Genomic DNA, 12,842 nt, shown 5'->3' on the forward strand with positions numbered 1-12,842 from the left:
AATCTCACTAAACCAATACCATTCATGCTTCGCTCACCGATGAATCTGCTGAAACGATACGTTGTGCCCGCCGTCTGCGCCATGACGGTCCTTGCAATGGCGGCCTGCTCGTCGACCAAGGACGAGCGCCGCGTGCCGGTGCCGCTCACCGAGTTCAAGCCGGTGCTCAACGTCCAGCAGGTGTGGAAGGCGAGCGTCGGCAAGGCCGGCCGCTATCTCTTCTCGCCGGTTGCCGTCGGTGACGCCGTGTTTGCGGCGGGCGAGAACGGTTCGGTCGCGAAGATCGACGCGCAGACCGGCAAGGAAGTCTGGAGCACGAAGCTCAAGGGCGACCTGTCGGCCGGCGTGGGTAGTGACGGCAACTTCACCGCCGTCGGCGGCCTGAAGGGCGAGGTCTACGTGCTCGACGCCAACGGCAAGCTCTCGTGGCAAGCCACGGCGCCCGGCGAAATCATCTCGCCGCCGCTCGTCGGCAACGGGCTCGTGATCGTGCGCACCGTCGACGGTCAGATCGTCGCGTTCAACGCGCAGACCGGCGAACAGAAGTGGACCTATCGCAACCGTGCCGTGCCGCTCAATCTGCGGGTTTCCGCGGGCATGACGTTCGCCGGCGACCAGGCCGTGCTCGCGGGCTTCCCGGGCGGCGGTTTCGCGGCGATCAACCTGCAGACGGGCGACGTGTTCTGGGAAACGCCGGTGTCCTATCCGAAGGGCGTGACGGAAGTCGAGCGCATCAACGACGTGAGCGGTCCGCCCACGCTCGTCGGCGCGACGACGTGCGCGGTCACGTTCCAGGGGCAACTGGGTTGCTTCGATGCGAATTCGGGTCATCCGATGTGGACGAAGGCGTTCTCGAGCGTGAGCGGAATTGCCCAGAACGAGGACAGCGTAGTTGGCGCAGACGACTGGTCGGTTGTCCGCGCGTTTAGTGTGTCGACGGGAACGCCGACCTGGAGCACGGACAAGCTCAAGAGTCGCGATCTCAGCGTTCCGATGGTGCTCGGCCACGCGGTCGTGCTGGGCGACTATGAGGGCTATGTGCATTTCCTGTCGCTTGACGACGGCAGTTTCGTGGCGCGTGTGAAGACCGACGGCAATCCGATCACGGCTGCTCCGGTTCTGGCCGGCAATACGCTAGTCGTCCAGACGACGGGCGGTGCCTTGTACGGGCTGCGTCCGCAGTAAGCGGCGTTCGACAACGACGCCGGGCCCGCGCGGCCAGGCGTTTAGAAGGGCAGTTGTCTACGCAGAGTGTTCGAGCCCAGGTCTTACCCTTCCCGCGCGGGTGGTGGACCGGCGAGACCGTGCGGTGCCCGACCCAGGCCGGCTCATGCCGGCCGCACGCATTTTTGAGTTCACGGGATGAAAGAGAGCGTCGGCCGCTCGCCTTTGGTCCATCTGTCTGCCCGACGCGGGCTCAAGCCGTGCGGCTGCGTGCTGCACGCGTCGCCCAGGCATCGGGCGAATTTCGTGATAATTTGCAACTGACGCAACCCTGCAAACGCAGCGCGTTGCCGCGCAGTGCGCCGGACCACCGGGCGCCGCGCCTTACCGTAGAAAAGATCAGATGAAACCCGTAATCGCCCTCGTCGGGCGCCCCAATGTGGGGAAATCCACGCTGTTCAACCGGCTCACGCGCTCGCGCGATGCGCTGGTGGCCGATCTGCCCGGCCTCACTCGCGACCGCCACTACGGCGAGGGGCGCGTCGGCGATCGTCCCTATCTCGTGGTCGATACGGGCGGTTTCGAGCCCGTCGCGAAGGACGGCATCCTGCACGAGATGGCGCGTCAGACGCGCCAGGCGGTCGAAGAGTCGGACATCGTCGTGTTCATCTGCGACGGCCGCAACGGGCTTGCACCGCAGGACAAACACATCGCCGACTATCTGCGCAAGACCGGCCGCCCGATCTACCTCGTCGTCAACAAGGCCGAGGGCATGAAGTACAGCGCCGTGGCCGCTGACTTCTACGAGCTGGGCCTCGGCGACCCGCGCGCGATTTCGGCCGCGCATGGTGACGGCGTGACGGAGATGATCAACGAGGCGCTCGACAAGGCCTACGCGGATCAGCCGGAAGAAACTGAAGAGGAGGCCGAAAAGCATGGCGTGAAGATCGCGATCGTCGGGCGTCCGAACGTCGGCAAGTCGACGCTCGTGAACACGCTGCTCGGCGAAGACCGCGTGATCGCCTTCGACATGCCGGGCACCACGCGCGACTCGATCTATATCGACTTCGAGCGCGGCGGCAAGAAGTACACGCTCATCGATACGGCCGGTCTGCGTCGTCGAGGCAAGGTGTTCGAGGCCATCGAAAAGTTCTCGGTGGTGAAGACGCTGCAATCGATTTCGGACGCCAACGTCGTCATCCTGATGCTCGACGCGCAGCAGGAGATCTCCGATCAGGACGCGCACATCGCCGGTTTCGTCGTGGAGCAGGGTCGCGCGCTCGTGGTGGGCGTGAACAAGTGGGACGGTCTCGACGAACACGCACGCGAGCGCATCAAGCACAACCTCCAGCGCAAGCTGAAGTTCCTCGAATTTGCGAAGTTCCACTTCATCTCCGCGACGGAGAACTTCGGTATCGCCACGCTGATGCGCTCGGTGGATGCCGCCTATGCCGCGGCGATGGCCAAACTGCCCACACCGCGCCTTACACGTGCGCTGATCGAGGCCGTGGAGTTCCAGCAGCCGCGCCGTCGCGGCCCGGTTCGTCCGAAGCTGCGCTATGCGCACCAGGGGGGACAGAACCCGCCCATTATCGTGATCCACGGCAATGCGCTCGACGCGGTCACGGACACCTACAAGCGCTATCTGGAAAACCGCTTCCGGGAAACTTTCTCGCTGACCGGCACTCCATTGCGCATAGAGTTTCGTTCCTCGACGAACCCCTATACCGAGAAAAACTGAGCTGTGTTCGTTGCCGCGCATGCCCGTCCTGGCCGGACGGGCATGATCCTCGCGGCTGAACGAGAATCAGCTATAGTGTAGCGATTGACGCCGGATTTCTTTTTCTTCGGCGCCAGTCCGAGTTAAACCTGCAAAAAAATACGGAGTTTGCTATGAGCAACAAAGGGCAACTGTTACAAGACCCGTTTTTGAACGCGCTGCGCAAGGAGCACGTGCCTGTTTCGATCTACCTCGTTAACGGCATCAAGCTTCAGGGGAACATTGAATCGTTCGACCAGTACGTTGTGTTGCTCCGTAATACGGTTACGCAGATGGTGTACAAGCACGCCATTTCCACGGTCGTCCCTGCCCGTCCGGTGAATTTCCACCCGGATACGGAAGCGACCTGATCCACGGTGCGGCCGGTCCGGTGCGCCTCCCAGGCGAGCCGGACCGGCCGTTTCCATTTTGACATCCGCTAATTTGACCAACGCCGCACTTGTCGGCATCGATTTCGGCAAGACCGATTTCGAAGCCAGCCTCGAAGAACTCAGTCTGCTCGCACGGAGTGCGGGCGCACATCCCGCGGTCACGCTCACTGGCCGACGCTCGAGTCCCGACGCTGCCATGTTCATTGGCAGTGGCAAGGCCGATGAATTGCGCCTCGCATGCGAGGCGAACGACATCGATATCGTCATCTTCAATCACGCGCTGTCGCCTGGCCAGCAACGCAATCTGGAGCGCGCGCTGGACCGCCGCGTGGTGGATCGCACGAGCCTCATACTCGATATTTTCGCGCAGCGCGCGCGTAGCCATGAAGGCAAGCTCCAGGTCGAACTCGCGCAGCTCCAGTATCTCGCCACACGGCTCGTGCGCGCGTGGACCCACCTTGAGCGCCAGAAGGGCGGTATCGGCTTGCGTGGTCCCGGCGAAACACAGCTCGAAACCGACCGGCGGCTGATTGGCGAGCGCATCAAGATGCTGCAGGGGCGCCTTGCGAAGCTGCGTCGCCAGCACGGCACGCAGCGCCGCCAGCGGCAGCGCAACCAGACCATGTCGGTGTCGCTCGTCGGCTATACAAATGCGGGCAAGTCCACGCTCTTTAATGCGCTCACCAAGGCGCAGGCGTATGCCGCAGACCAGCTCTTCGCAACACTCGACACTACCTCACGGCGTGTCTGGCTGGGTGGAGAGATCGGGCAGATCGTGCTGTCGGACACCGTCGGCTTCATCCGCGAATTGCCGCACCAACTGGTTGCCGCGTTTCGCGCGACGCTTGAGGAAACCATTCAGGCCGACCTGTTGCTGCATGTGGTCGATGCGTCGAGCGCCGTGCGTCTCGACCAGATCGATCAGGTCAATGAAGTGTTGCGTGACATCGGCGCGGACGCGATCCGGCAGGTGCTCGTGTTCAACAAGATCGATGCCGTGCCTGAACTGGCGGCCCGCGGCGGCACGGTCGAGCGGGACGAATATGGTAATATTTCGCGCGTCTTTTTGAGCGCGCGCACGGGTGTCGGACTGGATGCGCTGCGTGCTGCCATCGCCGAAATTGCGTCTGCTGAGCCGCTTGCCGGCGAGGTACAGTCGTTAAGGCAACTGCAGCGACCGCTGGAATCGCTGCAATCGCTGCAATCGTTGAACTCGCCCGCCCCCGATTGGGACGCGGTACCCCATGAACTTCGCACGGAAATTGAATCCGGCGGGGAACAGGGCACGGACCGCGGCCACTGAGCCACGTCCGGGTCCATTCGACCGGCGCGGCTACGAGCCCGGTACCGGGCGAAAGCCGCACGCATTGACCCGCTGTCTACTCTGGTGAACGAACTCAGGTGAACGATTACAACAAGCGGACTGGCTGGCAGCGCGTGCGCGCCATTCTTTCGTTGAACGACCCACGTTGGGGTCGTGGCGACGGCAATGGCCAGCGCACGGACGAGCCGCGCCGCCCGCCGGGCAAGAACGGGAATAACGGCGGCGGGCAGGGCGACGGTCCTCCCGATCTCGACGAAATGTGGCGCGACTTCAATCGCCGCCTCTCGGCGTTGTTCGGCCGCAAGGGCAAGGGGCCGGGCGGCCTCGGTCCGCGCCCGGACAACGGTCACGGTGCGCGCGTCGGCGTCGGCATCGTGCTCGGCGTGCTCATCGCGATCTATCTCGGCAGCGGCGTTTTCGTGATTCCGGAAGGGCAAGCGGGTGTCGTGCTCCAGTTTGGGCAGTATCGTCAAACCGTCGGGCAGGGCGTCCATTGGCGTCTGCCGTATCCGTTCCAGTCGCACGAAGTCGTCAACGTCGGCCAGGTCCGCTCCGTCGAAATCGGCCGCAACAATCTCGTGCGCCCCGCCAACGTGAGGGACGCGTCCGTACTCACGCGCGACGGCGACATTCTCGATTTGCGCTTCACTGTGCAGTACCAGGTGAAGCAGCCCACCGATTACCTGTTCCGCAGCGTCGATCCCGACCTCACCGTCACCCAGGCCGCCCAGTCGGCTGTGCGTGCGGTGGCGGGTACGCACAGCACGACGGATCTCCTTTCCGCCGATCGCGAACCGATCCGTGCGCAGCTCACCGATACCATTCAGCACGCGCTAAACGACTACAAGACCGGCCTCACCGTGACCGGCGTGACGATCCAGAGTGTGCAGGTGCCCGACCAGGTGCAGGCCGCCTTCGACGACGTCACGCGCGCGCGTCATGACCGTGAGCGCGCGAAGCATGACGCACAGGCTTCCGCCGACCAGTTGCTGCCGCGCGCACAGGCCGACGCTGCACGCCTTATCGACGACGCCAAGGCCTACAGCGACCGCGTGGTTGCGCAGGCGCAAGGCGACGCCCAGCGCTTCACGCGGGTCTACGAGCAATACGCGAAGGCACCGGCGGTGATCCGCCAGCGCATGTATATGGAGACCATGCAGCACATCTACTCGACTACGACGAAGGTGTTCGTCGACAGCAAGTCCGGCAGCAACGTGATCAATCTGCCGGCCGAAACCCTGGTCGAGTCGGCGCGCCAGCGCGCGGCAGCAGGCGCGCCCGCGTCGGGCGTTCCGGGTGCTCCGGCCGCCGCTGCTGCGGGTTCCGAGGCCTCGGCTCCTGCCGCCGCGGGTGGTGGTGAGCCGTCAGGCGCGGCGCAGCCGGGCGCAGCCGCGCCGGGTCAGTCGGCCAGCGAGCCGGACGGGGCCGCGCGCGAGTCGTTCCGCTCGCGCGACGCGTTCCGCAGCCGCGGCCGCGAAAACGACACGCAGTAACGGAGCGCACCCATGAACCGAATCATTGCGCTTGTCGTTGTTGTCGTGGTCGCCGTGCTGGTTGCGTCGTCGTCGGTGTTCGTCGTCGATCCGCGTCACGTCGGCGTTGTTGCATCGTCGGGCGGCAGTCCAGCGACGCTCGCCGAACCCGGCATCCACGTGAAGCTGCCTCCGCCGTTCCAGACCGTGACGTTCGTCGATACGCGCGTCCGGGCACTCGCCAACCCAGACGCGGACCGCTATGCGACGTCCGACAAGACCGAACTGTTGGCGAGCCCGGTGATCCGCTATCGCGTCACGGATCCGCTCAAGCTTTTCGCGGCGACGAAGGGCGACCCGCAGACGCTCGCCGACCGGCTTGCGTCGCTCTCGCGCGACGCGCTCGGCGACGCGTTCTCGAAGGTCACGCTGAACGACGCGCTTGCGAAGCAGGAAACCATCGCGAGCGGTGCGCGCGACGCACTGCGCGAGGCGGCGACCCCGCTCGGTGTCGAGGTCATAGCCATCGAGTTCACGCGCCTCGACTTTCCGCCCGAACTTGCGGACACCGTCTACAAACGCATGAGTGCCGCGCACGAGCAGGCTGCGGCCGACGAGCGCGCGCAGGGCGCAGCTGAGGTCCAGCAGATCAAGGACGATGCCGCTCGCAAGCAGCAGGGTGTGCTCGCCGACGCGTACAGCCAGGCGCAGGCCATCAAGGGCGAAGGCGACGGCAAGGCCGCCGCCATTGCCGCCGAGGCGTTCGGGCGCGATCCGCAGTTCTATCAGTTCTACCAAAGCATGCAGGCGTATCGCGAAACCTTTAAGCCGGGCGATGTTGTCGTGGTCGATTCGTCGAGCGACTTCTTCCGCTTCATGCGTGGTCCGAACGGCGAAGCAGCGTCGGTTCCGGCTCCTGCCGCACCGCGCAGACACTGAACAACACGAGACGAATGAGACGCCGCGCCTCGCGCGCGGCATGTTCTTTAGCATGGACATGGCTGGAACCTTCTTGCTCGCGATTGCGCTGATGCTGATTATCGAGGGCATGTTCCCGTTTGTTTTCCCGACGGCATGGCGCGACACCTTTCGTAAAATTGCGGAACGGCCGCCACACCATATCCGGATCGGCGGACTGATCGTGATGGGACTCGGCCTCGTGCTCCTCATGCTCGCAACCTGATTGCAAACGAACGTACGCGCGGCCCGTCCGCGCGTTCCGGTTCCGCGGCCCGAGCGTTACGCCTCGCGCGCCGCCTTGATAGTGGTAGGACTCAACTGATGTCGACCTGGTTACTTCCCGAAAATATTGCCGACGTGCTGCCCTCCGAGGCGCGCAAGATCGAAGAGCTGCGCCGCCGGCTGCTGGACCGCTTTCGTGCGTACGGCTATGAAATGGTCATGCCGCCGCTGCTCGAGTATCTCGAATCGCTGCTCACGGGTAGCGGGGGCGACCTGAACCTGCGCACGTTCAAGCTCGTCGATCAGCTTTCGGGTCGCACACTCGGTCTGCGCGCCGATATGACGCCGCAGGTCGCGCGCATCGACGCGCACCTGCTGAACCGCCAGGGTGTGACGCGCCTTTGCTACGCGGGCAACGTGCTGCACACGCGTCCGCGCGGCCTGCATGCCACGCGCGAGCAGATGCAGACCGGAGCTGAAATCTACGGTCATGCAGGGCTCGAAGCCGACCTCGAAATCCAGCAATTGATGCTCGATGCACTGCGCCTCGCGGGTCTGGCAAAGGTGCGCCTCGACCTGTGTCACGCGGGCGTGCTCGCGGCGCTGATCGAAGCTGATCCGGCGGCCGCCGCGCTCGGCGACGCGCTCTATGAGGCACTCGCGTGCAAGGACGTGCCGGGTCTCACCGAACTCACCGCCGAACTTGCGCCACTCACGCGCGACGCGTTGCGCGCGCTCCCGTCGCTTTATGGCGACGCGAGTGTGCTCGACGAAGCGCGCAAGCGCCTGCCGGCGCTCCCGGGCATCGCCCGTGCGCTGGACGACCTCGCGTTCCTTACCGGCAAGATTGAAGGCGCGGAGTTGATGATCGATCTCGCGGATCTGGGCGGCTACGCGTATCACACGGGCGTGATGTTCTCGGCTTACGTCGATGGCGTACCGAACGCCGTTGCACGCGGTGGCCGATACGACAAGGTCGGCGAGGCCTATGGCCGGGCACGCGCTGCGACGGGTTTCTCGCTCGATCTGCGTGAGGTGGCTCGCATTTCGCCGGTCGAGGCGCGCAGTAGCGCGATACTCGCGCCGTGGCGTCACGACGAGGCGCTGTCCGCGGCCGTGGCGGCCCTGCGCGACGCGGGTGAAGTCGTGATCCAGGCGCTGCCGGGCCATGAGCACGATCTCGACGAATTCGCGTGCGACCGCGTGCTGGTCGAACGCAATGGCGTGTGGACCGTCGAAACGCACGCCTGAAAGCGACCGGGCGCGCCCGGGATACGTGTCCCGGCGCGTTTTGCCGCGCATGCCGTTGAACGCAAAGGAAATTTCCCGATAACCTGGGAAAAAAAGGCGGGCTTGCGCCCGAACCCAGGTAAAATACGTTTTTAACCAGGTAACGAAACACCATGTCTGCCAGCGCAGTGAATGTAACCCAGGGACGCAACGTCGTTGTCGTGGGCACCCAGTGGGGAGATGAAGGCAAGGGCAAGATCGTAGACTGGCTGACGGACCACGCCCAGGGCGTCGTGCGCTTCCAGGGCGGTCACAACGCCGGCCACACGCTCATCATCGGCGGCAAGAAGACCATTCTCCGCCTCATCCCGTCGGGCATCATGCGCGCCGGCGTTGCTTGCTACATCGGCAACGGCGTGGTGCTGTCGCCCGAGGCCCTGTTCAAGGAAATCGGCGAACTCGAAGACGCGGGCATCGACGTCCAGAAGCGCCTCTTCATTTCCGATGCCACCACGCTGATCCTTCCGTATCACATCGCCATCGACCAGGCGCGCGAAGCGAAGCGCGGCGCGGCGAAGATCGGCACGACGGGCCGCGGAATCGGCCCGGCATACGAAGACAAGGTCGCACGCCGTGGCCTGCGCGTGCAGGACCTGTTCGAGCCGCAAATGTTCGCAGAGCGTCTGCGCGACAACCTCGACTATCACAACTTCGTGCTCACGCAGTACCTGGGCGCGGCGCCGGTGGACTTCCAGCAGACGCTCGACACGATGCTCAGCTATGCCGACCGTCTGAAGCCGATGGTGACGGACGTTTCGCGTCGTCTTTACGATGTGAACCAAACGGGCGGCAACCTGCTGTTTGAAGGCGCGCAAGGCACGCTGCTCGATATCGACCACGGCACCTATCCGTACGTCACGTCGAGCAACTGTGTGGCAGGTGCGGCAACGGCGGGCGCGGGCGTCGGTCCGCAGCGACTCAATTACATCCTCGGCATCACGAAGGCGTACTGCACGCGCGTCGGCTCGGGTCCGTTCCCGAGCGAACTCTACGATGCGGATAACCCCAACCGGCAGGAGCAGGTGGGCGTCACGCTCGCTAACGTCGGCAAGGAATTCGGCTCGGTCACGGGCCGTCCGCGTCGCACCGGCTGGCTCGACGCCGCCGCGCTGCGCCGTTCGATCCAGATCAACGGCGTGACCGGTCTCTGTATCACGAAGCTCGATGTGCTCGACGGACTCGACGAAGTGAAGCTGTGCGTCGGCTACAAGGTCGATGGAAAGGATGTCGATATCCTGCCGCGCGGCGCGTCGCAGGTTGCGGCGTGCGAGCCGGTTTATGAAACCTTTCCGGGCTGGAAGGAAAGCACGATCGGTATCACGCAGTGGGATGCGCTGCCGCAGAGCGCGCAGGCCTACCTCACCCGTGTGCAGGAAGTCGCCGGCGTGCCGATCGACATGGTTTCGACCGGTCCGGATCGTGACGAGACGATCCTGCTGCGTCATCCGTTCAAGGTGTGAGGGGCCGGGTACGATGATTCAGATGACGGACCCGCGCAACGACGAGAAGAACCTGTGGGTCGGCTGGGATGAGTATCACCGGCTGATCGAAGTGCTTGCGCTCACAGTGCATGACTCGCGCTGGAAATTCGACCAGATTCTCTGTCTCGCACGCGGCGGGCTGCGCGTGGGCGACCAGCTTTCGCGCATCTACGACCTGCCACTCGCGATCCTCGCGACCAGTTCGTATCGCGAAGCCGCCGGCACCGAGCAGGGCGAACTCGACATCGCGCAGTACATCACGATGACGCGCGGCGAACTGTCGGGCAACGTGCTGCTCGTCGACGATCTCGTCGATTCGGGTGTCACGCTTGCACGTGTGCAGGAGCACCTCAAGGAGCGTTATCCGGCCGTGACGGGCGTGCGTTCGGCAGTGCTCTGGTACAAGGGGTGCTCGAAGGTCAAGCCCGATTACTTCGTGCAGCACCTGCCGACCAACCCGTGGATCCACCAGCCGTTCGAGGAGTGGGACACGGTGCGTCCTCACAATCTCGGCGCGTGGATCAAGCGCGGCCTTCAGGAGGCGGACCAGGCGAACCAGGGCACGCCCTGACGCGATCGCGCCACGCCTGTCGTGCCCGCTTGTGACGGCATGCAACGAACCAGAAACGGAGCCTTTTCGAGGCTCCGTTTTTTTTGAGGGGGCGTGACGCCGGTCCGATACGCGCCGGTGCGACGCGCAGGATCGGCAGGTCGGGGCGCGAATGCTACACTTCGCCGGAGCGAACGGCGTGGCATCGCCACAACGAGGGTCATACTCCGCCGCGCGGCCCGGTTTAGAATAGCGGTCGCTTTTTAGTTCCGCCTCGAAAACGGATTTGCGCGTATATGACAACTAGCACACACGTGGCAAAGCAGCCTCTGCCGACTCTGGCCGTTGCGGCGATCGGCGTGGTATTCGGCGATATCGGCACCAGCCCGCTCTATTCGCTGAAAGAGGCCTTTAGCCCGTCTCACGGGATTCCGCTCAACGACGCTTCCATCCTCGGCGTCATCTCGCTTCTCTTCTGGGCGATCATCATCGTCGTGAGCGTCAAGTACGTGCTGTTCGTGATGCGCGCCGACAATAATGGCGAAGGCGGCGTGCTCGCGTTGATGGCGCTCGCGTTGCGCCCGTTGGACCGCTCAAGCCGTGCAGCCATTGTGCTCACGGGGCTCGGCATCTTCGGCGCGTGCATGTTTTACGGCGACGCGGTCATCACGCCCGCGATCTCGGTGATTTCGGCGGTCGAAGGTCTCGAAATCGCGGCGCCTCACCTCAGTCACCTCGTGCTGCCGATCACCATGGTGATCCTGGTCGCGCTCTTCTGGATCCAGCGGCATGGCACCGCACTGGTGGGCCGCCTTTTCGGGCCGATCATGGTGCTGTGGTTCGTGACCATCGCCGTGCTCGGGTTTTCGCGCATCGTGCAGGCACCCGGGGTCATCGCCGCGCTCAATCCGTATTACGCGGTCAGCTTCATGGGCGAGCACCTGTTGCAGGCCTACGTCGTGCTCGGCTCGGTCGTTCTCGTGCTGACCGGCGCGGAAGCGCTCTACGCGGACATGGGCCACTTCGGCGCGAAGCCGATCCGCATGGCCTGGTACGCGCTGGTGATGCCATCGCTCGTGCTCAACTATTTTGGTCAGGGCGCGCTCCTGATGCAGGATCACCGAGCCATCGAGAATCCGTTCTTCCTGCTCGCCCCCGAATGGGCGCTGCTGCCGCTCGTCGTGCTCTCGACGGTTGCGACGGTGATCGCCTCGCAGGCTGTGATTTCGGGCGCGTACTCGCTCACGAGCCAGGCCATCCTGCTCGGCTACGTGCCGCGCATGAAGGTGTTGCACACATCGGATCTCGCGATCGGTCAGATCTACGTGCCGCTCGTCAACTGGATGCTGCTGTTCATCATCTTGTGCATCGTGCTCGGCTTCCAGAGTTCGGATAATCTCGCCGCCGCTTACGGTATCGCCGTGACCGCGACGATGGTTATCACCACCGTGCTGGCGTGCGTCGTGATGGTGAAAGTCTGGAACTGGAACAAGGCGCTTGTCGCTTTGATCATCGGGGGCTTGTTGACCGTCGATCTCGGCTTCTTCGGCGCGAACCTTCTGAAGGTCAAAGAGGGCGGCTGGCTGCCGCTTGGGATCGGTGCACTGTTGTTCTTCCTGCTGATGACCTGGTACAAGGGACGCATGATCGTCAAGGAGCGCACGGCCGCCGACGGTATTCCGTTGATGCCGTTCCTGCAAGGGCTGCTCGCGCATCCACCGCATCGCGTTTCGGGTACGGCGATCTATCTAACGGGCAGCGATGCACTCGTGCCGGTGAGCCTGCTGCACAACCTCAAGCACAACAAGGTGTTGCACGAGCGGACGATCTTCCTGACTTTCGTGATACGTGACATTCCTTACGTGAGCGACGCCGAGCGCGTACACGTGACGGACGTCGGCGGCGGGCTATTTGTTGTGACGGCCGACTACGGTTTTAACGAAACGCCCGACGTGCAAGCTGTGCTGGAGGACGTCGGCCGCAAGGAAGGCATGATGTTCGAGATGATGGACACGTCTTTCTTCCTCGCGCGCGAGACCGTGGTGCCGACGCAGTTGCCGGGGATGTCGATTTTCCGCGAGCGCGTATTCGCGTGGATGCACCAGAACGCGGCGAAGCCCACCGACTTTTTCAGCATTCCCGCGAATCGCGTGGTGGAACTGGGGACGAAGATCGAGATCTGATGGCTCGTCTTTCGCAGCAACAAAAAACGGCACCTCGGTGCCGTT

At 63.9% G+C, this 12,842-nt stretch carries 11 protein-coding genes; all 11 read left to right on the top strand.

Annotation, left to right across the window (positions count from 1 at the left end; all coding sequences use genetic code 11):
• The first annotated feature begins 39 nt into the window (after nucleotides 1-39).
• The 11 genes from bamB (at nucleotide 40) to D1Y85_RS07005 (ending at nucleotide 12,797) form a co-directional block, all read left to right on the top strand.
• Nucleotides 40-1,185: an outer membrane protein assembly factor BamB gene (gene bamB / locus D1Y85_RS06955; protein WP_124150322.1), complete on the top strand. Its 1,146-nt coding sequence runs from the start codon at nucleotides 40-42 to the stop codon at nucleotides 1,183-1,185.
• Between the two features lie 382 nt (nucleotides 1,186-1,567).
• Nucleotides 1,568-2,905: a ribosome biogenesis GTPase Der gene (der, locus tag D1Y85_RS06960; protein ID WP_124150323.1), complete on the top strand. Its 1,338-nt coding sequence runs from the start codon at nucleotides 1,568-1,570 to the stop codon at nucleotides 2,903-2,905.
• A 152-nt stretch (nucleotides 2,906-3,057) separates the two neighbouring features.
• Nucleotides 3,058-3,294 carry an RNA chaperone Hfq gene (gene hfq, locus D1Y85_RS06965; RefSeq protein ID WP_124150324.1) on the top strand — a complete coding sequence of 79 codons (237 nt, stop codon included), beginning with the start codon at nucleotides 3,058-3,060 and terminating at the stop codon, nucleotides 3,292-3,294.
• Between the two features lie 73 nt (nucleotides 3,295-3,367).
• On the top strand, nucleotides 3,368-4,618 hold the full coding sequence (gene hflX, locus D1Y85_RS06970; protein ID WP_124150325.1) for a GTPase HflX: 1,251 nt from the start codon (nucleotides 3,368-3,370) through the stop codon (nucleotides 4,616-4,618).
• A 98-nt stretch (nucleotides 4,619-4,716) separates the two neighbouring features.
• On the top strand, nucleotides 4,717-6,132 hold the full coding sequence (gene hflK, locus D1Y85_RS06975; RefSeq protein ID WP_124150326.1) for an FtsH protease activity modulator HflK: 1,416 nt from the start codon (nucleotides 4,717-4,719) through the stop codon (nucleotides 6,130-6,132).
• A gap of 12 nt (nucleotides 6,133-6,144) precedes the next feature.
• Nucleotides 6,145-7,050: a protease modulator HflC gene (gene hflC, locus D1Y85_RS06980; protein ID WP_124150327.1), complete on the top strand. Its 906-nt coding sequence runs from the start codon at nucleotides 6,145-6,147 to the stop codon at nucleotides 7,048-7,050.
• 52 nt (nucleotides 7,051-7,102) lie between these two features.
• A complete protein-coding gene (locus tag D1Y85_RS06985) occupies nucleotides 7,103-7,294 on the top strand; it encodes a DUF2065 domain-containing protein (protein WP_124150503.1) in 192 nt (63 codons plus the stop codon).
• A 98-nt stretch (nucleotides 7,295-7,392) separates the two neighbouring features.
• Entirely contained in the window at nucleotides 7,393-8,544 is a 1,152-nt protein-coding gene (locus tag D1Y85_RS06990; protein WP_124150328.1) for an ATP phosphoribosyltransferase regulatory subunit, read from the top strand.
• A 152-nt stretch (nucleotides 8,545-8,696) separates the two neighbouring features.
• A complete protein-coding gene (locus D1Y85_RS06995; RefSeq protein WP_124150329.1) occupies nucleotides 8,697-10,043 on the top strand; it encodes an adenylosuccinate synthase in 1,347 nt (448 codons plus the stop codon).
• A gap of 13 nt (nucleotides 10,044-10,056) precedes the next feature.
• Complete coding sequence (locus D1Y85_RS07000) at nucleotides 10,057-10,635, top strand: phosphoribosyltransferase (RefSeq protein ID WP_124150330.1); 579 nt, start codon at nucleotides 10,057-10,059, stop codon at nucleotides 10,633-10,635.
• Between the two features lie 275 nt (nucleotides 10,636-10,910).
• Entirely contained in the window at nucleotides 10,911-12,797 is a 1,887-nt protein-coding gene (locus D1Y85_RS07005; RefSeq protein WP_124150331.1) for a potassium transporter Kup, read from the top strand.
• The last annotated feature ends 45 nt before the right edge of the window (nucleotides 12,798-12,842 follow it).

Origin of the sequence: Paraburkholderia dinghuensis (assembly GCF_003837865.1) — a bacterium.
Lineage (GTDB): Bacteria > Pseudomonadota > Gammaproteobacteria > Burkholderiales > Burkholderiaceae > Paraburkholderia > Paraburkholderia dinghuensis.

Bases quoted from the DNA above. Each gene is read 5' to 3' on its own strand.
- bamB (WP_124150322.1), top strand. From the start codon at position 40: ATGAATCTGCTGAAACGATACGTTGTGCCCGCCGTCTGCGCCATGACG.
- der (WP_124150323.1), top strand. From the start codon at position 1,568: ATGAAACCCGTAATCGCCCTCGTCGGGCGCCCCAATGTGGGGAAATCC.
- hfq (WP_124150324.1), top strand. From the start codon at position 3,058: ATGAGCAACAAAGGGCAACTGTTACAAGACCCGTTTTTGAACGCGCTG.
- hflC (WP_124150327.1), top strand. From the start codon at position 6,145: ATGAACCGAATCATTGCGCTTGTCGTTGTTGTCGTGGTCGCCGTGCTG.
- D1Y85_RS06985 (WP_124150503.1), top strand. From the start codon at position 7,103: ATGGACATGGCTGGAACCTTCTTGCTCGCGATTGCGCTGATGCTGATT.
- D1Y85_RS06990 (WP_124150328.1), top strand. From the start codon at position 7,393: ATGTCGACCTGGTTACTTCCCGAAAATATTGCCGACGTGCTGCCCTCC.
- D1Y85_RS06995 (WP_124150329.1), top strand. From the start codon at position 8,697: ATGTCTGCCAGCGCAGTGAATGTAACCCAGGGACGCAACGTCGTTGTC.
- D1Y85_RS07000 (WP_124150330.1), top strand. From the start codon at position 10,057: ATGATTCAGATGACGGACCCGCGCAACGACGAGAAGAACCTGTGGGTC.
- D1Y85_RS07005 (WP_124150331.1), top strand. From the start codon at position 10,911: ATGACAACTAGCACACACGTGGCAAAGCAGCCTCTGCCGACTCTGGCC.